Origin of the sequence: Yersinia pekkanenii (assembly GCF_001152565.1) — a bacterium.
GTDB lineage: Bacteria > Pseudomonadota > Gammaproteobacteria > Enterobacterales > Enterobacteriaceae > Yersinia > Yersinia pekkanenii.
Map to the genome: position 1 here is coordinate 57,954 of NZ_CQAZ01000017.1, position 23,230 is coordinate 81,183.

Here is a 23,230-nt window from a genome sequence, read left to right on the forward strand (position 1 = left end):
GAGGACTCCTAATGTTGTATTGTTCTCCATTATTTATTAACAAAAAAGCCACGTCTTAGGTGGCTTAGTATTATGAGTTTCTTTGTTGAGATTGACGAACTGCTTGTAATATAACATCTGCGTGTTGTTTACACATTTCGGTGAATCGTTGTGAACTGATATCTCCACCACCTTGTAAAATAAGGGGAGCCTGTATTGTGATCTCGCCAGTGCTTTCACCATTCTGTGTAGTCGACAAAAATGAAGTGAGGTCACGGTTAGCTTCTGGCTGAACAACACGTTCCCCAGCTTTTAATACCCAAGTACTGTTATCAGTTGGGATTGAATCAATACCACTATGTGCCTGTCCCTCAATCTGAGTACCTTGTATAGTACTGACAATTGAAGCACCTTGAGCGATTGTAGAAGCAATTACGGGCAAATTCTGAGGAAATCCCAACGCAATAGCCTTACTTATTCCAGCTTGAATATTAATAATTGCGTTAGCAACAGCTATACCCTTCTGAACCGCGAAGGCCGCCTGTGCGATACCTGACGACTTACCAAAAGCCCCCTCCATGATAATACCCATATCCCCTGCGGCGGTTGATATCATGGTTAACTGTGCTGAATGACTATTTGCTTCAAGTGCTACCGTCTTTTGAGCATAAAATAATTGGATTTCAGACTTACGTTTCTCATACTCATCTAATGATTGTAATTTTGCGGCATACAATTGGTTATTAATTATCAGTTCTTCATTCTGTTGAGCTTGTAACTGATTTAGGGCAACTTCATTATTACGACTATCAAAAGGATTATCAGCATTCGGTTGATTAAGACCAATACGTTCATCCTGTGCTTTTTTAACTAATCCCAATTGTTCTGGATTTAACTTGTCACCAATAGCCGCCAAATTCTCCTGTAACTTCTTGGGATCACTTTCTTGGATCATAGAATCAATCATAGATTTGAATGATGATGATCTGGATTGATATTGTTGTTGTAAATATTCGGAAGTTTGTTGCTCTGATAATTGTAATGTTGCTGCACTTTCGCGAAGTTTCTTCTCAATTTGATCTTGTTGATAATTGAATTGTTTTATTTTCAAGGATGCTGCACTATTTGATATCTGTGCCATTGTTTGAGTTAAAGTATTCTCGGCTTGTAAACGTTTCGCTGCCATCGCTTTTGCTATTGCTTCTGCCTTGGCTGCTGCGGCTTTCATATCAGATTCAATTTTGTTCGGATCTACCCATCCACCTTTGGGTGCTGTAGCTTCTGCGATTGCGTTTGCCAAATCAGTTTTTAAGTCTATCGCTTTTTGACGAACACTATTAATCGATTCTTGAACTGGATCTTTAGTACCATTATCCATAGCTCCAGTTTGAAAACCACCACCCATGTAATTAAGGTTGCCAGCATTTCGTAATTGCTGCCAAATATCAATCATGTCTTGTAATGAACCTGTTGATTCTCGAATACGATCATTCAATTCATTAAAGAAACCCATTTCCTTTGGTCGTTCTGTCACTGATGCTACAAGTGCGTTAATACCACCAATCAATGGTGTTAATCCTTCTGCCATTAATAATTTTGTAGTACCAGTTAGAGTATTAAGTTGAGCATCAAATTCTTTATATTTCTCGGCACTTTCATTCGTTAAAGTAATATTCTGACTTTGAATATAATTCAGGGCATCTTGTTCTGAACTGTGTTGTTTCAACGTTGAAACCAAAATAGAACTATCACCAGCCAATGATTCCATGACGTTTTTTATTTCTGATGCGTTTTTTCCAGCCCTGGCCATTTCATAGTACGTATGTACAACAGCTTTTAGGCCGCCATCGGTCTGGTTCAAATACTTGTTATATTGTTGAAGTTCAATTCCATACGATTGTAAGTTTGCTGCCACACCGCCGCCAGTACTATACGCTTCTCCAAGTTTATCAATGACTTGCGTGTTGATATTCCCGAATTTCTCCATACTGAGGCCAGTACCGTAAAATGCTTTTTCTAATTGTTGAAGCATCTCAATAGAAACACCTGATGTTGTACTAATCTGGTTTAACTCACGAACGTAAGCATTACTCGCCAAAGCCAAACCACCAAGAGCCGTTATCGCCATAGCTCCAACACTCGCTACACCCATCAACCCAGTACTTAGGGATCCTGCGTTTGCGGCTAATCCACCAAACCTACTGGTTAGGTCGCCAACCACGCCACCAGTTTGTTGTCCAAAAGTTTGTAGTGATTTGTTCGCATTATTCAAGCCCTGAGTTAGTTGTGTCGTATCGCCGAATATTGAGAATACCAACGATTGATTATTTGCTGCCATTATCTTTATCCTCCGTGAACAATCGCATCATGTTGTCATGTTTTTTCTTATTCTGTTCTTCTAATAATTCTTGTTGTGATTTTCCCGAAATTAGACCACACATATCAAAGTCCTGAATACTGATCGAACGCATACCCTCTTTAGACATGTTGCCAGATGATTTATAGAGCGTTTCCAGTACTTGTGCATGTCGGATTTGATCAATACGTGGGCCAGATGGTGCAATGTGATTCTCATAGATATACAAGGCATTGAATAAAGGTAAGGGCATAGCCCCCATTTCTTGGAAACTATGCCCTCGCCTTGCCAGTACTGAAAGGTAGTACTGAACCTGTGGATCACATCTTATTTTTTTTTTCAGTTTTAGGGACATCTGAATTCATAGATTCCTGAAAAACTTTGTTGATCTCTGTGTTCATAATGGTCAAATATTTCAAATCTACTTTTTCAACTTGAGAAGTACTTTCAAACAATTGTTCACCGTTAGCATCTACAATACAATTGAATATTGTATTAGTTGAATTGTCACATTTTGCGAAAGTATCAAGTGTTGGAAGTTTTACATATACTGTGAATTCGGGGGTTAATGTTATTGGATGTAACTTAGTACCAATAACTAACATTAGGTTTTGAATATTCATTATTCAACCACCGGAAGTAATCCAGATTTCACAGGAGCACCATCAACACTTAGGGTAAATTCGCGAGTTACTACGCTGTCTTTATCACCAGTAATTGTGTCTTTAGAAATAAATCCATTTAGTACTGTAAAGTATCCAGTTGTTTTAGTCGCATTCTCATAATAACTAATACGAACCTGTACACGGCTTTGATCTTCGGCTGCTTTAAGTAATGCTAAATGTTGTACATTATCGGGTAGCCAGTTAACTGTTAGGGTAATATCTGGTTGATTACGTGTACCTACTAATTTACGATCATATACGGAGCCGAATGTCTTAACGCTGATTACTGCTGATTCGGAACCAGTACTTGGGAACGCGGCGACCTCGGGAACAATCACGAATGAAGTACTAACTTCTGACCCAGCCTCGCCCAATTCTACGGTTATATTAGAACCACTAAAAATATCAAACATATTTAAAATCCTTTTTGTTATATTGGAAACTTCGTGTCTCCACATTATTATTATTTATCTACTTGGAATGACAGGCCATACTATGGGGATAATACTTATATCAATATCATCAAGGGCAATACGATACAATTTCCATTCTAATAGTTCATCTTGTCTTTCTTCGCCAATCTCAATTCTATCATTTAGAATCGATATTCGAGTACTGGCATCATTTATCATTTGGTTCTTTTTAATTATTGAATCATCATTAAATTGTTGTTTTGCTCGGTTAAGATCATCTAATGAGGGGCCACTCGTTTCTACCCATGTACCACCTGTCCATTCGCCTGTATCTACATCTATATTTGCTTCTTGATATTGAGCTTTATAATAACCGTTACCAACTAAATCTTTTGTCCAGTATGTTGGTAACTCCCCCTCAACATGATCTTCTACGTAAAAACCATTCTTATCTAATATGTTTATTTTCATTATATACACCTTATTGAACTGACATGAAAAGACAGAATGTGATTGCTGAATTCGCCGGAACATTTAATATTGAGACTGACCCATCAAGGGCAACGTAAGCTCTAGGAAGAACAGTGCCAACCGTTATTGCGGGTAAGTTACCGCTTATAGGAACAATTACCTGAGTTTGTGGTCGATAACCTACAGGTAACGTAAATGCGGGAGTTGAAACATTTCCAGCTCCCACGGTTCCAGATTCTATACCGACTTCAATATAAATCATTCCTAATATCTTTCTATATACACATCTTCGATTTGCGGTTACTGTCCATCCATTTTGTAGCGTGGCATTAATCCACGGTGTATCAGCCGCTGTATTCGAAGTTAATATAAATTGCCCCTGTTCAAGTCTAAGTGCTGTTACTCCGTTGGGACTATAATCTCTGAGATAAAATGGCCCGTTGTTTTCTAATCGACCCATACGCCAGCCAGCAGTGCCATCAAATTGAGTCCAGTGAATCCAGTTGTACGCAGTATTATCCATTGGTGTGAAGGTTATAGCACCAGATTGTTTAGAGACTAATGGCCCTGTTAATGTCCCGCCCGATAAATTTAATTTTGTTGATAATTCTGTTTTGGTGCTAAAACTATTATCTGAATACAATTTCAATTCTGCTATGTCAGTACTTACATTTACCTTGGTTGAGAATGTACTATCTGAATACAATTTCAATTCTGCTATATCAGTACTTACATTTACCTTGGTTGAGAATGTACTATCTGTATAAGTTTTCAAAGTTTCAATATCTGTTGTAGTATCAACTTTAGTACTGAATGTACTATCTGAATACAATTTCAATTCTGCTATATCAGCACCTACATTTACCTTTGTTGGGAATGTTGTATCTGAATATAATTTCAATTCTGCTATATCAATAGCTACGCTTGTCTTAGTACTAAAATTAGTATCTGAATACAATTTCAACTCATTTGTTATAATATCAGCTTGTGTTTTATTATAATAATTAGTGCTGACATATGTTTTAGTATCATCAATCGCAGTATTTAATTCTTGTGCTGAAATAGCCCCTAATTCTAATAAGGATGGTTTTTCAATTGTTGTATAAACTTTAACTAAATCACCATTATTTGAACGAAGTCGAAATATTGGATTTGTACCAGTATCAGTAATTAACATCTGAGAGGTTTTACCATTATTAATTGTTTGTGTACCGATTAGATCTACACCAAGACTATTGTTAGATGCGTTTTTATCTAATAGGAAAAATCCATTTCCAGTACTGGTAGTATTATGAGGATATTCGACACCATTACTTCCTACTCCATAATCAGAACGATATAATTCCGTATTTGCCACTGATCCTCTTGCTTGTATGTCCGTTGGTTCAAATGTGTATGTCTTAGTCACTGTTGAATCCTTATCACCATCAATCTGTGTTGATGTTATTTGTCCATTTAGAATTATGTAATTCAAAACATCATTCGAATTTTCCATACAAAGCATCAATTGAAATTCTGTATTATTATTGTAGTACTGATCTAATACTACATTATCGAGTACATAATTTAGTGTTATTGTTATTGGCTCCAGATTCATAGAACCTAATTGAACATTTGAATATTCAGAGTCATATGTTTCTATTCTCTTCACTTCTGATGTTTGTTGGAATGATGGAAAGGTAGCAAGGTTGTTTAATTGTGTGAAGTTTGTATTCTTTGGTGATGTGTTTGTAAGATCATCACAATACATCAAATATGTATTACTCCCCGTGAAAATATCCATATGTTACCCTTCGATATAATTTATTTTTATTGTTTGTCCATATGCGTATGCTATATCGTTTGAATCTCTATCAGAATTTGAAAAACCTTGAGAGGTTGTTATGGAAGTTACCTTAATACCTAATTCGGAAAGTACAACATAAGTACTATCTTGAATGATAACCTCAATTACTTGAGATAGTATTGTATTACACAATTGCTCATCATATGCCAGCACCACAAAATCAATATCTAATTCTGCGTATCGTTTTGTGTTGTCCATACCTACTGGATTATATGATTCACTCATATCACCAGCGAATAAGGTATAAATATCTTCCTGTATACTACTGGCTGTTGGATATCTTACTATTAGGCCATTCAATTTCAACAATTGAACTATTGTATTTTTAATATCAAATCGTTTCATTGTATGGCCTCATAATAAACATTAACTACCCCTGAAAAGTCATCAACTATCCTACGGACTACATAGTTCTTGCCGTTTATTGTAAATTGTGATTTCAGGGATATATCTTCCAAAGCACATGTGAAATATCTTTCAGTACTTACCATTTCTTCAAATACTACTTCCAATTGTTCGTGGAGTACCATAATTGATACTCCAGTACTTAATAATAGAGCTTCTCCGAAAGCAGACAGCATGATTTTTTTATCTTTATTGCTGAATGCTCTCATTATTACTTACCTGCTGCTTGAATGCGGATAACTTGGAATGCTTCTGGGCGAGTAAGTTTGAAATCAATATCAGCCCATACGCGAGCGATTACAGAACCTTTATTACGATTTGTTGTATCGTCCATGTCCAGTTCTAATGAACCCCATTCACCAATTGCTATATTTGAGAAGTCACCAAGAATTACAAAGTCACCTTGTCCGGCCAGAATTTTTGAATCAAAAGCCGGAACACCACATAGATCGCCATCGTCTAAAAGATATACTGCTGCGGTGTTTTCACCACGCAAAGTATTACGCAACGTAGATTTTGTTGACGGACTCATCACTGCTGAGATAGTACCAAAATTGACGCCTACATTACCCAATTTCCCCTGTGCTTCAACAATAGAAGCGTAATCATATGCAGTCACGTTAGTTACGTTTCCAGACGCTACAGCCGCGGCTACTACAGCTCCCATGATCAATGTTTCAAGGCGTTCTGCTGACCCAGCCACGATTGATTGTGCAACGATTTGCTCAATCTGAGGACAACTTTTTAAAACGGTTCTGGTTAACGGGACTGACCCAGTAAATGTTTTTGGAACGAGTTTAATAGACTCAAAATTAGCATCAACCTCTGGACTTGCTCCATCCTCAGAAATAAACCCAAATGAATTAGTAAAATCTGCGGTTAATTTCGGAATACTAATTTCAGAAGTTAAACCGGTATACATTTGAATTGGGAAATTAGCTAAGATACTATTAGCACGTAGTACGTCAACAAATGAACCATACAAAATTTCATTTGAAATTACACCTTTTGCGTTAGTGGTTGAAACACCAGCACGTAAAGCACGCTCGAACGCTTCAAATGGAATTTCCGTACCATTCTTACCTTGAGTTAGATTGTTACTTGTACCATCCATGATTGAACGAATCGCATCGTTTAGAGAGAACTTATTTGTCATTTTTTTATCATCCTTGATAATATTATTATTATTATTTGAAATACGTTTTTTGAACGTTGAAACGCTCATACCTTCTTTTATTGCTTTATCGCGAATTACATTAGAAATTTTAAGAGTGCGTGAAATAGCTTCAATTTCTTCAACTCTTTCTTCTTCTTGTTCTTCTGTTTCTGTTTCTTCTGAATCCAGAACTTCATCCTGAACTTCTGATTCTGTTTCTTCTTGTTCGCGAATTAATTCATCAATTTGATCACGGTATTTCGCAACCATTAAATCAAATTCTGAATCTTCATTTCGTTCTTCTTCATCAACTACAACTTCTTCAATTGTTTCATCTTCTTGCTCACGAATTAGTTCTTCAACTTCTTCACGATATTTCGCGACCATTAAATTGAATTGATCTTCATCTTCTGAACGACCGCGACCAATACCTACATAATCATCGGCCGGAACTGAAACCATCGAAATCTCATACGGGAACCATTTATTAACTAAAAGATTCTCACCATCGATTGTATAATCTATAACTTCATAACCTACCGATACTTTAGTTAATGTTTTCTCTTGAACCATTTGATATTTTTCAGACCCCAACCCAACGGATGAGAAGCGAACAATGGCACGGCCTATCTTGTCGTTATCGATTGAAGCACTTTCAATAACACCAATATGTTGATCAAAATCGTGATTGAATAGCATTGCTGCTTTATTATTTAGGCGGCTTAGATCTACATTCTCAATCCCATGTAAAAGGATTTCGTTATAGTCAGTTCCATTGATATTACGGGTTACTGGTTGTTCTGAGCTGAAAGCTAACATTACGGTATTCTGTGAGGTATCAATATCATCAATTGATAGGTTGATCTCCCTCGTTTGTTTCTTCATCTTCAATTTTTTCATTTAGTTCGTTTCCTTGAACATTATTATTATTAATTTCCATATCTTTATTTATCAATTGTTCCTGTTCGCGTTCCTGTTCTAACTCTTCAAATACACGTTGCGGTTCATATCCCAAATCACGCATGATCATTGATTTACTCTTCACGCCCATCGACAATAATGTTTGTTCGTATTGAGCATCTTTATTCGGATCTAACGAGATTTGTTTTGGTAAAATAAAAGAACAATTGGATAATTCGTCGAAATCTTTAAAAGAAAGATTCTTTAATTTATTTATCATTATGTTTGATAGCCAAAGTTTAAAAATAGGTTTCAGTACTTTACTGATCATCAGATTAGATTTAGTTTTCATACCATCGCGATTTATACGATCTGCCATTTTAGCGGCACTGAATGACGCATTTTGTGTATCACCCGTTAGCATACTTTTTGGTATACCTAACCCTGTACTGATAGTAGTTAAAACTGAATCTGAAAATTCTGTAATCTTGTCAGTACCCGCCTGTGGGTTTACAGTTTGTATCTGCTGGCCGGATTGTAATTCGTATATTGTGCCAGCTTGAAAATATTCGATCGACTCTCTATCTTCATTTGAATCATTTAACAGTTCATCCTGATTATTGTCAGTACTTGTTATAAATGCCATAGCAGAAGAAGCAAGTCGCTTCTGGATAATTGCTGCTTCATGATAAGCATTAAAATCATTAAGTGTTTTTATACTGGCGATTAGATCGGGAATACCACGTTGTTGCTTTGGAAATTCTGGAATGAAGTAATGAATAATTTCTTCTGCTTCAATTCGCTGACAATCATTTGTACTTATCGTGTAATTCAAGGGATGAATCTTAGCTACATGGTATGCCAGTACTTGGTCGTGTTCGTTAAACTCGATTCCATTACTAATATATGAACCATCAGTAAGTAGCTCATTCTTTGTACTTGGTATACGAGCACTATCAATCAATTCTACCTGTACTTTATTATGATTCTTGTGAATGCGTATGAAGCACTCTCCATCAGTAGCTCTTGTACGTTCGACTACTTGCTGGAAGATATCTATCGACATACTTCCATCAAAAGAAAATTCGGAAGCCTGCTCGGCCCACTGGTAGAATAAATTATCAAGTTGATCTGCCAGTACTTGATTCACGGTTCCATCATGTGACAAAGGTTGTGGGCGAACTGTGATCCCATCTGCACCTACGGTCTGTTGACTACTGAGCTGTACATAGCGTCGGGCATATGGATTTTGAATCACTAATGAACGGCAAGCATCCCTTACACTCGTTAAACTCTGACGCAGGACGGCATTGATAGAGACGTTATTAACACCATTCCCATACTGCCCTAAGATCTGGCTCGGTAAGTTTCGGATATTATCTAAATCTCTCTTAACACTCGTATTATTATTGTTATTATATTTTCTACTTGTTTTGTGGTGACGTGTTGATGGTAGTGTTGGTAGTGCTTGTGGTTGTTGTTTATTAAAAGGCCACATCCTTGTGTCTCCTTTTTATCGAGTGCGACAATGAATAATTGATTTAAAAAAACCTTGATTACTATTTTTCATTATCTTTTTCTTTAGGTTATTAACTTGTTGTGTAATTGAAGATTTCAATGTGAGTAAAGTATTCAGATCTTCATGCACCAGCGTTTTATTATTTATTGTTAATTGAGATACATCACCACTAATTCTGGCAGTTATTAGATTATTAATATCATCTAATTGCTTCTGTAATTCTACTAAGCGATCCGTTTGTGCCATTGGATTAATAACATTTATTGTTGTTATTGTCATAGCTCCACTATTAAGTACATATGTATATAATCCCGCAATCCAATCTGACGTATCAATTGGGACTGTTGAACTTTCATTAGTTTCATTCTTAATAATTACTAATGTTTTTGTACTATTAGCGATAGTCAGTATTGAATTAGGTGGCATTACTTCTAACAATAATTCACCAATATAAACTTGTTCTTTCATATATGTTCTCCATTTTATCCAAACCAATTGTTACCACCACTTCGGGGTTTAGGTCTTGGTTTAGATTTAGATTTCTTCTCGTATTTATCATTTTGTTCTTCAAATATTGGGATTGGGATTTGCTTTTCTTCTCGTTGTTTCGCTGCGTATGTGCGTAATTCTTTGAATGGTTGAGCACCCAATTTCTGTAAACAATACTTCATGGCTATCAACGCATAATTTAATGTATCAAGGCTTTCATTACGTTTTTGCCCTTGTTTAAGTACCCAGGCAAAAACATCACCCTTACGTTTTAACGCTTCGGATGTCAGTTGTGCAAAGTAATCATCTGGTAGATCATGACTGAATAATATTTTTAATGGGGCGTCATCTGGATTATCAGAGAGGGAATTATTAATTAGGTTACGAACCCACATCTTCCCTTCGTGTACGTTTAAGTTACACCACTTATTACCGCCACTGGTTGATTCTTTGAACATTGCCCCAGTTTTAGATGAAGAACCTTTTATTGCCATTAATATTTGGGAAGTATTACAATATGACAGCACTGTCTGTGTGGCCCTCCCATTACCACTATCTACGAAAGCCTTAAGTACTTTTACACGACGACCTGATACCGTTTTGAATTGTTGTGTTATGAATTGTGTTAGCTCTGTATATGCTTTTGCTCCACGAACTTCACAGTTAGGGCTGTAGAATATGCGATATCCTAATACCCATAATTGTTTATCTGAGAATCCTAATACCTGACATTCTAATCTATCTAATTGCTGGTCAACTCCCATGACAATTCCTAACACTTCATCGGGGATATTTTCAAGGTCAAATGAATTATCTCGTAGATTTTCAAGTTTAATAATATCTAGATCTGTTTGTAGTTCTGAGTAATGTAAACCTAATACAGTGTTATAAAATGATTGGTTCGAGTATTCGAGCCAAGCCATGCGGAACTCATAGGTAATACTTTCGATTGTACTATTTGGTGAATATAATCTATTAATATGAAAACCCGCCGTATCTGTTACTTCTGGCCTTTGGGCTATCCATCTTCCACGACTGACAATCTTAATACGTTGTGATTCAGTTATGTGTTCTTTACATTCTGGACAAGTTAATTTTGCCGTTTTAGGATTTGGTAATTTTCGGTTTCCTACTTGTTCCCAATCAAATATAACATTGCCCCATTGAAGCGTATGTTCATGTTGGCAATGGGGGCATTTAACAAACCATTCACGTTGATCAGAGTTTTGATATTCAATATCAATGGCATCACCAGAATATGTCGGTGTTGAACTTATAAGGATTTTTCCTTCGCTACCAAAGTCTGTTATACGGTTCTCGGCAAGTCGTATAGGATTTCCCTCGTCTGAGTTGTCTATTGCTGATACTTCATCAAGTACTACACGTTTAAGTGTTTTACCTCTTAAATGATTAGGACTACCTAATGACATGAAATACAGAAACGTACCGTCTTTCATTTGAATTTGATTTTGGTTGTTTGCGTAACGTTTGTCGTTCTTATCAGTAATTAAATTCTTAAGTTCTGGTACTGCTTCAATCGTTGTATCAATCTTACCGGCTTTCCATTGTTTCAATTCGTTACCAGTACTTTGTGCCACTCCAATATTAGAAGGATCTGTAAACATCCAATAGAATATTGCTGAATTTAATAATGTTGTTTTTGATACCTGTGAACTCGTCTTATAAACAATTTTACGATATTGGGGATTATCTATTATATCTAACATTTCACGTTGATATGCGTATAACCTTATCTTTTGTCCAGTACTTGCACCATCAGGTAATATTAAATACTTTTCGGCAAACTCACTTGGTAGTAGTTTTTTGGGTGGTAATATTTTCTTTATTGACCTTTGTAGTATTTTCTTTAACTTCTGATTGTTCTTGTTCGGCATCCTTGCCCCCTAATTTAAAATCTCCTATTTCATTTAAACAACTGTCTATTGTTTGCTGTAACGTTCGCTTTAGACCTGCCGCATTTTCTTGTTCGAATAGTTCAAGATATGATTTGTTTGGTACTGTGCGTATATGATCGCGAATACGTTTGAAGAAAGTACTTAATTCATTTTCCAAGTACTGAGTTTCAATAAGTGATCCCATTTTAATTTCTAAATCAATCTCGGCTTGACGTGCTTCGGCAGTAAGTTTTAATAAACGTTGGATTTCGATTTGTTCTTTAACGTCGGTATTTCTTAGTGGTTTAATTTGGTTTTCAACAATCCACTGTATTGTGATTTCATCGGCTATGTCTTTACCGTGAGGCATTCCCTGTTGCTTCCATTTTCTTACCGTGGATTCATCGTATCCATAATTTCTCGATAGTTGTAAAAGAGATATCATTTTGTTTTTCCTAATAAGTTTTCTCAATTATTTATGGATTTTTTTGGATGCGGTTCGGGGATGTCTAAATGAGACTCATACGCATTAAGCAATGGTGGCTTGAAACTACGCAAGCTATTGATTTATCAGGAGAACCTATCGCTTTTCGTTTTAATTGGTTGATTTTTGTTCACATTGACAATATCGAGGAAGTTCACGCACGTTCGCAGATGTTAGAGGAAGTTCGCAGATGTTAGAGGAAGTCTAATATCTTCGTCAAACGTAGTCTAATATCGCATATCTTCGCATATCAGTTTGATAATTCTTTTCAGCACTGTATTTTTTGTTCGATGTATATTAAAGTTGTGTAGTTATGTTGATATAGAGGCAAGGAGCCAACCATAATGAATAATCAGTTTTGTGATATAAACTCAACATCTAGCTTTCCTAAATGGAATGGTGTTGATTTTTCCCTATGGAAACTACTACCCAATAATGGAAGATTTGGAACCGGTGAGCCTAGATTATGGGCATATAAGGCAGCATACCTTCAATACAATAGAGATAAAATAATAAGATATTCACAAAAAGAAAGAATCCCAGTATTACTTTTAGCTGGGGTTACTATAGCTGAAGTGGCCGGAGTTCCTGAGAGATTCAAGGCGTATGGTGTTTTACAAGCATTTCAACTTATGGATTTTTTTAAAAGAAGTGGAAATAAAAGATCAAATGCCACATCTGTTGGGAGTTTGGCAATTCAACTTAGAGCTGCTGCTGAGACACTCGGCATTGACCCGGATCAATTAAATTCAACACAACAATTACAGTTAGCCAATTGTCTTTTAGATGATGATTTCAATATAAGTGTAGTAGCCAAACACCTGAAAGAGCTTATAATACATGACAACCCAGGAATAATAGATACTTTAAATATTACAGATGAACAAATAATAATAGCCGCATCAAGATATAATAGAGGGATAGATAGAGATAAAAAAGATTTCATCTCATCAATAAATGCTGAGAAAGGAAATCCAATTAGGAGTTACTCTTCTTACGGACGAGTAATAATAAAAAGAAGAGATATTATAAAAAAGATATTAGGTATATAAACATGAGAGAAATAACACCGCTTTCAATTATCGTGGTTATATATGTTTGGTTTTTAATATTTTCATCTCTCATTTCCAGCTCTTTCAACGCAGAGTCTTTCATTGATGGGGATGAAATTAAAAACATTTGTGATGTAATTAAAGTTTTTGTCGTAGATGATTACAGAAGTGTAATGGCTATAGCGATATTATTAGCAATAATCCCTGTTGTAATTTACTGTATAATGACAAAATTTAAAGGGATAATTATAAACATTAGTATCGCGGCATTTGCCCTATCATGGATATTTCTATTTGTTGTTAAATTTAGAGATTGTCCTTGGTTTTAGTAATACCAAGTGTGACTCACATAATCTAATGTGAGTCACACTTGTTAGATTAAAAGATCCTTTCATCCCATAGGCTATAGCCGGTTGTTCCTGCTATATGATGCTCCCATGTTATACTTTGATATTTTAAAGTAATCATCTCTTCTGGTTGATTACTCGCATGATCAATAGCATGTGGATATATAATATTAACCCTGCTTATGTAAGCCTTAGTTAACTTAATTGAGTAGAACAACTCATTAGCACCAGAAGGTGAGTTTCTGTAGAAAACAAAATTTACATCCATACACTCGTTATTAGATATAGCAACCCCCCAAAGAGGCGATGATTTATCTATCGGTTTAATGAATGATATTGGCCCATGATTTACATGCTGCTCTCTTGATATAGCATGTTCAAGAGAATACACAACTATCTGATCTTCATGCCCTACTTGGTATTTGTTTCCTATAGAATCAAAAGTTGAACATCCCGCAGAAATCATCCCCTGCGTTTCCCCTATGACTGTTACGTAAATTGAATTAGCCATCGTTAACTGCTCCTTATTGTAATTTCCATGTGTTATATCCAATTTCAACACTGTGATTGAAAATTGTGGTTATTAGTATATCGATTGTTGACCAGTAAGAATATGATTTTGTGAAATAATCCACTCTCAGTGTGTACAGTATTGAGAGTGGATTAGTTTTATTTTATTAGCACTGCTGCTTTAAACATACTACGTTGTTCTTTAATATCTTCTGGTAATGGTTGTTGTTCACTTACCCATTTGTCAAACTGGCGATTGGCCTCAGCATTCCAACGTGAATTGGATATATAAAAACTTGAACCATTATAGCTTGCGTTACAATACTGCTGATAATCAGTTGAGTAAGTAGCCATGAATTCGAATAGGTTGTTGTCCATTTTTTTCATAGCAGAAATGAAGAATTGATCGTTAGCTATTTTATTGTTCTTCACATTAAAGTTAACAATTGAAAACTTTTTGGTTGTTGTTTCATTTGTCTTCTTATCTGTCTCTAACCACTCAACCGTGAAGTTGTTTCCTGCTGCTGGTTTCGCTGGTTTCTTGGTTTTGGTCGTTGGTTCTGAAGTAGTGCCAATAAGTGCCGCTAAATCTGAGAACTCCAAACCCAAGTCTTTGTTGGCAGCCAACAATTTTTTAAGTGATTCTATCTTATCCAATTTTTCTTGTCGTAATGATTCGGCGTTTTTGACTTGATAATCTTGCACATCAATAGCAAAAGTATGTAAGGTATTTTCAAGAACTTTAATATCGTTCACATCTAATGTAGAAATAATTTTGCGTGATTCTTCATCTGAAATAAACAATCCAAAATTATAATCAGGAGCGTTTAACATCTTGAGTAGTTTGTTGTTCATTGGTTGAGATCTCATTAAGTTGTTTATATCATCGCATGTGATTGATTTAATAATAGAACTTGTATTTCTACTATATGAATTCAATCTACCAATATTTTCAAGAACTCGCAAATCATTAATAATGACTGGCTGTGATCTTGGCGTGTGGGGATTTTCAAGAACAAAGTTAATATTGGTGCCCGTTCTAATTAAAAAATGGGTAGCTTTTTCAGCACTACAACGTGAAATCGCTGGTTTTGATTGTTGGACTGCCGTAATTGTGATTCGTCGATAATCACGCTTCACCCATATCTGAAACAGTGTGCGAGTGGATGTTGCTGAAAAAACCGGATCAATAGGTTGAGAATACACGAGGTGAAAATAGGGGTTTAATTGTTGTTGATTAGATTGCTTGGTAAAACTACGAGGCAATATGAAACAAATTGCACTCGCTGCTTCAGCAGATTTGTTAAAAAACAGAACCGCTTTACCACCTTTATAACCATATGGTGGATTACCAATATAAATTCCGTGTGGTGGATTATCAAGTTTAAGAAAGTCCTGTTTTTGTGTTCGGGGGATTTTGGGATCGATGTCAAAACCGATCACATGTTGATAACCTAAATCACGTAACGGTTGAGTGAATGCTCCATGGCCTTCTGCTGGTTCGATGAATTGTGAATCAATTGTTGGTTGGAGTATTGTTATTATCTTGTTCACCAATGCACGAGCAAGGGCTGGGGGTGTGTAGTGCTGGTCAAGTGGTGGCATGATTGGTTTTCAAGTATTATAAATTATTATTGTGGATTTTATCAGAACAGGCAAATTATTGGGGGTTATTGGTGATTATTTTATTGTTTCAATTTAGTATTTCAAATTAATTTGTTTTAAAATCAATAACTTATCTACATATCCCATCTTCATAACCTATTGTTTTAAAAGGATATTCTCAAAACTGAAAAAATAGGTGGGTATTTACCCTCAAAATATTGGATTTTTGGTATTTTCGGTAAAAACGGGGGTTGGGGATTATGAGGGTTTGGTTTTGTATTTTTAACCAAAGAAAAAGGCCACCCATAATATGAGTGCCCTTAATTTATTATAACAATTTCATAAATGCTCTTGCCTTGTTAGTTGGCTTACTATCACTGACTGATTCAACAATTGAATCGTTATTAATAGCACTGACATCAACAACAATTGTCTCATCACGAACTACGATAGATTGACCATCACGTTTAGAAGCAATGATTGCCGCTAACTTGTCTCTCTGTTGTTGTTCGTTATCAATTGGTGTGAATTCCAATCCTGTTAAATTCTCATGGATAACTTGGAACGCTCGTTGACGAGTGCTATCTAACCTAATCTGAGTTGAACTACTCAAAGTAATATATCGGCTCAAAATTGTTCTTGATCTGTTTTGTTTTATCTCAAAATGACTCACTTGGTCTTCCATTTTATATAAGAAACAACTACCCAAGTGAGACACTTCAACTTCATTTGTATCTTTTTTGACCACTTTGACCAAATCAGAACCCCACTGATCACTTCCAATCATGCGGTCAATATCACCCATATAATAAACGGACAACACTTTCTGAGCTACCAAGTGAGCAATTCGATCTGCATCTTGTGACAACAATAAAATCTTGCCCTTATTATTGACAACACAATTGCTCAATTCTTGACGAATAAGATCCAGTACAGAATTACATCGCACTTGATTGTTGTAATCAGTCCAAGCATCAGCAATATAATTTTTATCATTCATGTAATTCATGACGACAATTGGTGCATCTGATTTTGCTAATCCAACATCCAACAATGAAGCCACAGAATCATGAACGCCCCAATACTCGTCATGTTGTTCTTGGTTGTCATGCTCATCTGTGAAGTTGCCAGTACTGAAATCATCTGCCAATTTAGCCATGAGTACATCATGAGATTGTTTTGTATTTGCCTTATTTGCTTTTGCTTCAACCTTGATAGATTGACGAACATCAGCATCTGACAATCGCCATTGTGGGTAATATACTGTGAAGTCATAACACATCATACGATTTGAAAAATCCTCAAAAGAATGATTAGAATTGTGGCTTCTAATTTGTGCTGATTCAAAATCTAAGTATGGGTAATTAACATCAAAAATATCCAAATCAGAATTCCAGATAACCAAATCACCAAATATTTCATTTTTGAATGAATTGCGGAAACTTGATTTCTGATTCAACGACAATAAACTAACATACTCATTTAACCCATCTGCGACCTTTTGAGCGGCTTCAATTTTAGACTGAACATTCTCTATCTGAACCGGTAAAACCTCACTACGAGGCTTGTACAGCTTTACAGACTTACTTCTAGTCACATTGCGGAATCGGTTAGTAAATTGCTCTATACGATCTGGATCAAGACTATCCCAAATGTAAACAACAGCCTGCTCTAACTCACCCTCAATGGATAATCCTTCAATAATTGAATTTGTTCCAATGATAAAATCATAACTACCCATTTGCTTTGTGGTAAAGAAATTGACAACTGCCGCACTATTTTTAACATCAGCATTCACTTCAAGACACTTCTTACCAATGGATTCTAATCTACTAATAATTACCTTGCTCAATTCCTTATTGTTGATAAGAACAATAGATTTATGTTGTTCTAACAATAAGTCTTGAAGCAATGCCTCAGTTTTATCTTCACATATAATTGTCTGGATACTTTTAACAGCCAATTGCTTTTTATGAACACGATAAACCTTATCGAACTTCAATTTTGAGAAGTAGTTTGGTTCAATCGTCCCGCTCATCATAACAACTGACTTGAACATACCAATAGCTCTATACAATTGTTTTATTGTTTTGCTCTTATAGGAGTAATCAAAAATTAATCCATGGCATTCATCAATAACTAATACTAAGTCTTTACACACTGCTGGTTGATTCATCAGTGCTAATACTTGATTCCATGTTGCGATACTATCAACATGAATATTGTTAATATTAGACCCGACTTGTGTTGTATTGTTAACTACAATAGAAGTTAACGGTGCAACTACCTTGTGGTTGTCCATACCTTTGAAGAAATGATTCTTACCTACACCCACATCAGCATGAAGTAATATTAATTTATGATCCCAATCAATCTGATTACTTATACTATCCAAATATTGATCTGCAGCTAACCAGAATTCAGCATCATAATTGTTTACTACATCAACTTTAGGTGAATGTTGAATGACTGTAGGCTGAACCTTGAATTCAAATTGAAAATCTTGTGGTAGATTCTTACGCAAACCCAGAACATGACCATATTGAGCATTAGCCATGTTTGCTATATCTGCTCCGCTATGGCTTGCTCCTGCCCTGCCAGTACGATCCAATACCTGAACCATGTCAAAGTGAGAAATACCCGCAGAAACCATTCTGTTAGCCAGAATGCGGCGTTCTTCATATGCCAACTGCCCCGCATTATGTTCAACCAAGGCATTCAACAATTTAGACGTGAATTCATCCGTAAATTCTGGATTCGTAAATTGAACATTTGAAATATAGGCATCTTCTTGACTTATCAATTCTACATCATCATCAATATTGAAGAACTTACCTTGACCATGATAGGCAATAAATAGCTCTGGAATTACGGTATTAAGCATTGGACTGTATTGAATCTGTAATGACTTTGAGAATGATTCATCAGAGTATGGAAAACGTTGTTTTAAACCCAATGCGTAATTATTGTACTCTTCAGCACTAATTGGATTTTGTAATGGAAGTACTACGCGGAAACGTTCTCCGCATTTGATGCCAGTGCCACCAGAACTATAGAGGACATATTCGAAATCTTCCAAATCTAATTTTACTTCTTCCAACGTAATCCCAGCATCGATATCCAACACAATGGCGTGATGAGCAATCACATTCTTGGCACTTCTTGCGGTATTGGGGATCATTTCGGCAAATACAACACCATCAAATTGTTCTTTTTCTTTTGAATATTGCTCTGGCGTTGTAGCAGTGAATGTTATCCACTTGCTCTTATCCATAACCATTGAAACATAATCGCACCATGTTGTCTCAGTGTGGATAGTACGAGCGACCGTGCGGCCTTGTTCTTTAGCTTTTATTATTAATTCTGCATTATCTGACGCAAATCTGTTTTCAAAAAATGTTACCTTTAGATTTTTATAAATAGTATTGTAGTTCATAGTAATCCCTTTATGTTTGTATTACAGAAAAAATCCTATTTTCTGTATTGTGTTTTGTATATTTATGAAAGCCACCTAATATGTGGCTTTTATTATTTTAAGTTTAGAATGATTGCTTGCGTTAACAAATGCTGTAACGCAGCACTCCTTGTCTTTAACCCTTTCTCGGTAATTAAATCATCCAAATATTTCAATTGTGAATCGGTAATCTTTGCCCCTACTAAATTGCTTTTCTTTTCCATGTTAACTTTTATCCTTTTCCAAAATACCAAAAAACACCACAATTATTGTGGCACTTGTTCTTACTACTTTATTTATCAAATTGAAGCAGAAATGCTCCAGATACTATCATTATACCGCACTATTTGATTTCGTTTCACGAAACACTAAAATAATTGAATTGTTTTTCTAATAACAAAACTCAGAAATACGCAAACCAATCGTAAATTATAGCACCTAATCTAAATCTGTTTCATTTTTCTTCTTGGATAATTTACTGATAACCCAAACCAATATGAAAACATATAATACGAACAACAAAGGTATATGTAACATTGCTGCCCCAATACCTATTAACATTGCTAAAAAATAAATCATTGAAATTCTCCTCTCCTCTTTCAATTCTATAATTATTTATCAGATACAACGAAAAAACGCCCCATATGAGGCGTTTATTGTGAAATTAGTTGGTATTGTTTTAGCTTAGGTTATACAACATCACCATTCAATGTATACGTTTTTTTTTCTTTGTCATAGACAACAACATCAGCCCCATCACTGAATTCAATCATTTTATCATTACCCGCAAATACTGATAATACTTCACCTGTTTTCTTGGCAAATGTGATTAAATGAGCATAAAGATCACTTGATACATAGTTAATTTTAATCATCCCCATCCCGCCCGTATTCACGAATGAAACAGTCTCGATAACCTGCGTTAACATCTTTCTGATATTCATTCTTAATGGAATATTTGTAACATCACACAACATATCAATATCATAATCTTCAAAACGTTCGATTGGTTCGGAAACTGAGATATGATTAATCTTGCCTTGAACATCTCCAATCCGATCATTGAGGTCGGTCAGTGCAACAGCGAACGGTAAACTCACACTTTTCTTATTCTTCTTCCGTTCTTCAATCTGAGTCATACATTGGGCTTGATCACTTAACAATAATTCCATTTCTGAGTTCAATAAATCCAACTCACTTATATCATCGTGTTTATTGTTTATTAGTTTTTGAAAATCAATTTGTTTAATGTGTCCCAATAAGGCTCTTTCTGTGAAATCTAAACGGATACCGCCATTTGAACAAGTTTCAAAATTTATTCTGTTTCGACATCTAATGTATGTCACACCAATACTATTGGTAGATGTTGAAACTGGCCCACCACATAATCCACACCTACATATCCCAGTTATGATATTTCTAACTTCCCGATCATCTTTCGAGACTCGCACACGCCCTTTTATCCCAGCAGAATTTACACTTAACCTCTTATTCGCAAGCTCGAATAAATCCTTCTCGATTATGACAGGGAATATGTTTGGAACAACAACCTGAGTTTTTATCCCACGAAAAGATCCCACCAATCGCTCATCTTTGATTAATTTTGTAATAGCATTTGGACGCCATAAAGCATCATTAATTAACAATTTCTCAGCATTGAGTGTTTTCGCCAGATACGGCCCACTCATACCCTCGACATAAGAGTTGAATATACGTTTGATTATTGATACTTCCCTCGGCTTAATAACCAACCCTTTTGTGGCATCCCAATCAAGCCAACGGGGTAATCGCTTGGTCATTGTTATACCAGATTCAACCATATGCTTGTGTTTGGCATCCCAACCAGACCTTGACCTCTCGCTTTTTACCACTGATTCGTTATGACCACGACTGAGGATCAACTCAAAGATGATTTTTGAAAATGGGTCATCACGGTCTAACACCACCGGCGTTGTAATATCATGGATACGAATACCGGCACTAACTATCAATTGGATTGTTTTTTCGTCCCAACTGGCACGCCGTGATAACCGGTCGATTGAATACACAATCAGGTGATCACCAGCCCCCAACTTACCAACGTTGACTAATTCAACAAGCTCACCTAACTTCCCGTCAACAATATTCTTGTTTTTGTATGCCGAAAATCCGATATCCACCCACTCATGATAATCAGCGGTGAACAAATGATGATTAGATTTTATGTATTGTTCAATCCTATCCCTCTGTTCATCGAGACCACTGCCGTATTGTTGTTTAGAATTTGAAACTCTGAGATATATGTGTGGTTTTACTAATTTATTCACCATTCGACTGCCCTCATGTAAAATCAACTAAATGAGAGTTATTCTCATGTGTGTATGGTATCACAAAACCAAGATATCCCCATTACGCAACGGAGGAAGTGCAGCAGGATGATAAAGGTGACCATGCGTCAAAAATAAACGCGTTTTTGGCATAAAAATCTGCTGCTATCGGGCCATAATCTCAATAAATCAGGCGAAAAGTGCCATTGCAGGGCTAAAAGAAACCCCATTCTATCATCCACTCCGTCGGATTAATCTGATAAAAATACCTATCTACCATGAGAAAAATTTATCGCAACAGGCAGCGCCGACATTGCAAAATAATGTCAGCGCGATGCAAGCTAAGATGGAAGCGAAGTATTATAACGAGGGTTGAGATACCAGTTCATCCAATGTCAGAGGATTGAATAAATACCCCTGCATTGCATCAATATTACTGCCCTTAAGTTGCTCTGACTCATCCTGATTTTCGACACCAACCACAATGACACCAAGGCAATATTTCTTAATATTATTGATCAATATCGGAAAGGTATGCTTATTGTGTTGCCAGAAGAAATGCTTATCGATTTTCACATATTCAAAAATATTGGCGGTAACCGCATTTAAAGTAGAACCGCCGCTGCCTAAATCATCCAACCACAACGGATAGCGTTCAGCCAACTCACGTAGCAATGGGTTATTCATCCCATCGGATAAATTGGAAAAGGTCTCCATAATTTCCAACCGGACAAAGGACATATCATCCAACATCAGACGGGTTAAATCATTAGTAACAATTATGTTTGCCAAATCAAAATCAATATTAATCGAAAGCAGAACATTGTTAGTGATAAACCAATCGCTATAGGCTTTTGCAGCACGTAATTGATCATGAAATAAATCAGTCTTTCCGTCGACATCCATTCTTTTAATAAACTGTTCGACATCAATAGGCAAATCGACCGACTTAGCTGAAAATCGGCTTAGCAACTCTACTGCCAGTAAGCTACCGTCTTGCTTATATATGGGTTCACATACATAAGAACAATTAACTTCGATATTTAGCTTCATGCGCACCTGAAAAAGTGTATGGACAACGATGAGGTCACAACCCAACCTCAGCCGGAGGATTTATAAGCCACCGCTAGTTTTTATAAAACACCCAACATTTATTTATAAAACATCCAACTTTACAAGGTGTAAGAATCTGATGGACCTCTCTTCCATACAGATGAGTCTGCTTACTCTAGCAGAGTTTCACTAAATCAGTGTCTTAAAAGCGAACAATGTTTTAACAATAAGTAGGATTAGCTTATAGCCGTTATTGCCGCTCAGAAACAGTAAATCTATAGACGGCTTGCCAGCCGCCACCAAAATGGTATTGCTTGAGCGTTCA

21 protein-coding genes and 1 pseudogene are annotated in these 23,230 nt (G+C 36.1%); 2 read left to right on the plus strand and 20 right to left on the minus strand.

What is annotated here, in order from left to right:
* Positions 1-70: 70 nt before the first annotated feature.
* From AEP37_RS10525 to AEP37_RS10585, 13 genes are read right to left on the minus strand one after another with little or no spacing between them, the layout of a single operon-like run.
* Positions 71-2,317, minus strand: a complete 2,247-nt coding sequence (locus tag AEP37_RS10525; protein WP_049613091.1) for a hypothetical protein — start codon at positions 2,315-2,317, stop codon at positions 71-73.
* Entirely contained in the window at positions 2,304-2,690 is a 387-nt protein-coding gene (locus tag AEP37_RS10530) for a hypothetical protein (RefSeq protein WP_156168571.1), read from the minus strand. The genes AEP37_RS10525 and AEP37_RS10530 overlap by 14 nt, the downstream gene beginning before the upstream one ends.
* Positions 2,656-2,958 carry a hypothetical protein gene (locus tag AEP37_RS10535; protein WP_049613095.1) on the minus strand — a complete coding sequence of 101 codons (303 nt, stop codon included), beginning with the start codon at positions 2,956-2,958 and terminating at the stop codon, positions 2,656-2,658. Before AEP37_RS10535 ends, AEP37_RS10530 begins: the two co-directional genes overlap by 35 nt.
* Positions 2,958-3,413, minus strand: a complete 456-nt coding sequence (locus tag AEP37_RS10540; protein WP_049613097.1) for a hypothetical protein — start codon at positions 3,411-3,413, stop codon at positions 2,958-2,960. The genes AEP37_RS10535 and AEP37_RS10540 overlap by 1 nt, the downstream gene beginning before the upstream one ends.
* A 54-nt stretch (positions 3,414-3,467) precedes the next feature.
* Positions 3,468-3,884 (minus strand): tail fiber assembly protein, encoded by a 417-nt coding sequence (locus tag AEP37_RS10545; RefSeq protein WP_082170765.1) that lies wholly within the window; start codon positions 3,882-3,884, stop codon positions 3,468-3,470.
* 10 nt (positions 3,885-3,894) lie between these two features.
* A complete protein-coding gene (locus AEP37_RS10550; RefSeq protein WP_049613099.1) occupies positions 3,895-5,667 on the minus strand; it encodes a hypothetical protein in 1,773 nt (590 codons plus the stop codon).
* A 3-nt stretch (positions 5,668-5,670) separates the two neighbouring features.
* Positions 5,671-6,075: a hypothetical protein gene (locus AEP37_RS10555; RefSeq protein ID WP_049613101.1), complete on the minus strand. Its 405-nt coding sequence runs from the start codon at positions 6,073-6,075 to the stop codon at positions 5,671-5,673.
* Positions 6,072-6,344: a hypothetical protein gene (locus tag AEP37_RS10560; RefSeq protein ID WP_049613103.1), complete on the minus strand. Its 273-nt coding sequence runs from the start codon at positions 6,342-6,344 to the stop codon at positions 6,072-6,074. Before AEP37_RS10560 ends, AEP37_RS10555 begins: the two co-directional genes overlap by 4 nt.
* Positions 6,345-6,346: 2 nt before the next feature.
* Entirely contained in the window at positions 6,347-8,191 is a 1,845-nt protein-coding gene (locus AEP37_RS10565; RefSeq protein ID WP_049613105.1) for a phage major capsid family protein, read from the minus strand.
* Entirely contained in the window at positions 8,139-9,689 is a 1,551-nt protein-coding gene (locus AEP37_RS10570; RefSeq protein WP_049613106.1) for a phage portal protein, read from the minus strand. Before AEP37_RS10570 ends, AEP37_RS10565 begins: the two co-directional genes overlap by 53 nt.
* A 15-nt stretch (positions 9,690-9,704) precedes the next feature.
* Entirely contained in the window at positions 9,705-10,178 is a 474-nt protein-coding gene (locus AEP37_RS10575; RefSeq protein WP_049613108.1) for a hypothetical protein, read from the minus strand.
* 14 nt (positions 10,179-10,192) lie between these two features.
* Positions 10,193-12,094 (minus strand): terminase gpA endonuclease subunit, encoded by a 1,902-nt coding sequence (locus AEP37_RS10580; RefSeq protein WP_072086282.1) that lies wholly within the window; start codon positions 12,092-12,094, stop codon positions 10,193-10,195.
* Complete coding sequence (locus AEP37_RS10585) at positions 12,006-12,539, minus strand: hypothetical protein (protein WP_049613112.1); 534 nt, start codon at positions 12,537-12,539, stop codon at positions 12,006-12,008. The genes AEP37_RS10580 and AEP37_RS10585 overlap by 89 nt, the downstream gene beginning before the upstream one ends.
* Positions 12,540-12,922: 383 nt before the next feature.
* Here AEP37_RS10585 and AEP37_RS10590 point away from each other — a divergent pair, with 383 nt between their 5' ends.
* On the plus strand, positions 12,923-13,630 hold the full coding sequence (locus AEP37_RS10590) for a hypothetical protein (RefSeq protein ID WP_049613114.1): 708 nt from the start codon (positions 12,923-12,925) through the stop codon (positions 13,628-13,630).
* A gap of 2 nt (positions 13,631-13,632) precedes the next feature.
* Positions 13,633-13,959, plus strand: a complete 327-nt coding sequence (locus AEP37_RS10595; protein WP_049613115.1) for a DUF2645 family protein — start codon at positions 13,633-13,635, stop codon at positions 13,957-13,959.
* Between the two features lie 49 nt (positions 13,960-14,008).
* Here the strand turns inward: AEP37_RS10595 and AEP37_RS10600 are convergent, their stop codons facing one another.
* The 7 genes and pseudogenes from AEP37_RS10600 to AEP37_RS10620 form a co-directional block, all read right to left on the minus strand.
* Positions 14,009-14,488 (minus strand): Hcp family type VI secretion system effector, encoded by a 480-nt coding sequence (locus AEP37_RS10600; RefSeq protein WP_049613117.1) that lies wholly within the window; start codon positions 14,486-14,488, stop codon positions 14,009-14,011.
* 158 nt (positions 14,489-14,646) lie between these two features.
* Positions 14,647-16,092 carry a class I SAM-dependent methyltransferase gene (locus AEP37_RS10605; protein WP_049613119.1) on the minus strand — a complete coding sequence of 482 codons (1,446 nt, stop codon included), beginning with the start codon at positions 16,090-16,092 and terminating at the stop codon, positions 14,647-14,649.
* Positions 16,093-16,420: 328 nt separating this feature from the next.
* Positions 16,421-19,528, minus strand: coding sequence for a hypothetical protein (locus tag AEP37_RS10610; protein ID WP_049613121.1), 3,108 nt, complete (start codon positions 19,526-19,528; stop codon positions 16,421-16,423).
* Between the two features lie 92 nt (positions 19,529-19,620).
* Entirely contained in the window at positions 19,621-19,770 is a 150-nt protein-coding gene (locus AEP37_RS26100) for a hypothetical protein (RefSeq protein ID WP_156168572.1), read from the minus strand.
* Between the two features lie 465 nt (positions 19,771-20,235).
* Positions 20,236-21,855: a recombinase family protein gene (locus tag AEP37_RS10615; protein WP_049613123.1), complete on the minus strand. Its 1,620-nt coding sequence runs from the start codon at positions 21,853-21,855 to the stop codon at positions 20,236-20,238.
* A gap of 63 nt (positions 21,856-21,918) precedes the next feature.
* Positions 21,919-22,017: pseudogene (locus AEP37_RS24850) on the minus strand (phosphodiesterase); the annotation flags it as partial.
* A 195-nt stretch (positions 22,018-22,212) separates the two neighbouring features.
* Complete coding sequence (locus AEP37_RS10620) at positions 22,213-22,905, minus strand: EAL domain-containing protein (RefSeq protein WP_049613124.1); 693 nt, start codon at positions 22,903-22,905, stop codon at positions 22,213-22,215.
* Between the last annotated feature and the right edge of the window lie 325 nt (positions 22,906-23,230).

Coding starts and splice junctions, on each gene's coding strand:
- AEP37_RS10525 (WP_049613091.1), bottom strand. CDS start 2,317: ATGGCAGCAAATAATCAATCGTTGGTATTCTCAATATTCGGCGATACG.
- AEP37_RS10530 (WP_156168571.1), bottom strand. CDS start 2,690: ATGTCCCTAAAACTGAAAAAAAAAATAAGATGTGATCCACAGGTTCAG.
- AEP37_RS10535 (WP_049613095.1), bottom strand. CDS start 2,958: ATGAATATTCAAAACCTAATGTTAGTTATTGGTACTAAGTTACATCCA.
- AEP37_RS10540 (WP_049613097.1), bottom strand. CDS start 3,413: ATGTTTGATATTTTTAGTGGTTCTAATATAACCGTAGAATTGGGCGAG.
- AEP37_RS10545 (WP_082170765.1), bottom strand. CDS start 3,884: ATGAAAATAAACATATTAGATAAGAATGGTTTTTACGTAGAAGATCAT.
- AEP37_RS10550 (WP_049613099.1), bottom strand. CDS start 5,667: ATGGATATTTTCACGGGGAGTAATACATATTTGATGTATTGTGATGAT.
- AEP37_RS10555 (WP_049613101.1), bottom strand. CDS start 6,075: ATGAAACGATTTGATATTAAAAATACAATAGTTCAATTGTTGAAATTG.
- AEP37_RS10560 (WP_049613103.1), bottom strand. CDS start 6,344: ATGAGAGCATTCAGCAATAAAGATAAAAAAATCATGCTGTCTGCTTTC.
- AEP37_RS10565 (WP_049613105.1), bottom strand. CDS start 8,191: ATGAAAAAATTGAAGATGAAGAAACAAACGAGGGAGATCAACCTATCA.
- AEP37_RS10570 (WP_049613106.1), bottom strand. CDS start 9,689: ATGTGGCCTTTTAATAAACAACAACCACAAGCACTACCAACACTACCA.
- AEP37_RS10575 (WP_049613108.1), bottom strand. CDS start 10,178: ATGAAAGAACAAGTTTATATTGGTGAATTATTGTTAGAAGTAATGCCA.
- AEP37_RS10580 (WP_072086282.1), bottom strand. CDS start 12,094: ATGCCGAACAAGAACAATCAGAAGTTAAAGAAAATACTACAAAGGTCA.
- AEP37_RS10585 (WP_049613112.1), bottom strand. CDS start 12,539: ATGATATCTCTTTTACAACTATCGAGAAATTATGGATACGATGAATCC.
- AEP37_RS10590 (WP_049613114.1), top strand. CDS start 12,923: ATGAATAATCAGTTTTGTGATATAAACTCAACATCTAGCTTTCCTAAA.
- AEP37_RS10595 (WP_049613115.1), top strand. CDS start 13,633: ATGAGAGAAATAACACCGCTTTCAATTATCGTGGTTATATATGTTTGG.
- AEP37_RS10600 (WP_049613117.1), bottom strand. CDS start 14,488: ATGGCTAATTCAATTTACGTAACAGTCATAGGGGAAACGCAGGGGATG.
- AEP37_RS10605 (WP_049613119.1), bottom strand. CDS start 16,092: ATGCCACCACTTGACCAGCACTACACACCCCCAGCCCTTGCTCGTGCA.
- AEP37_RS10610 (WP_049613121.1), bottom strand. CDS start 19,528: ATGAACTACAATACTATTTATAAAAATCTAAAGGTAACATTTTTTGAA.
- AEP37_RS26100 (WP_156168572.1), bottom strand. CDS start 19,770: ATGGAAAAGAAAAGCAATTTAGTAGGGGCAAAGATTACCGATTCACAA.
- AEP37_RS10615 (WP_049613123.1), bottom strand. CDS start 21,855: ATGGTGAATAAATTAGTAAAACCACACATATATCTCAGAGTTTCAAAT.
- AEP37_RS10620 (WP_049613124.1), bottom strand. CDS start 22,905: ATGAAGCTAAATATCGAAGTTAATTGTTCTTATGTATGTGAACCCATA.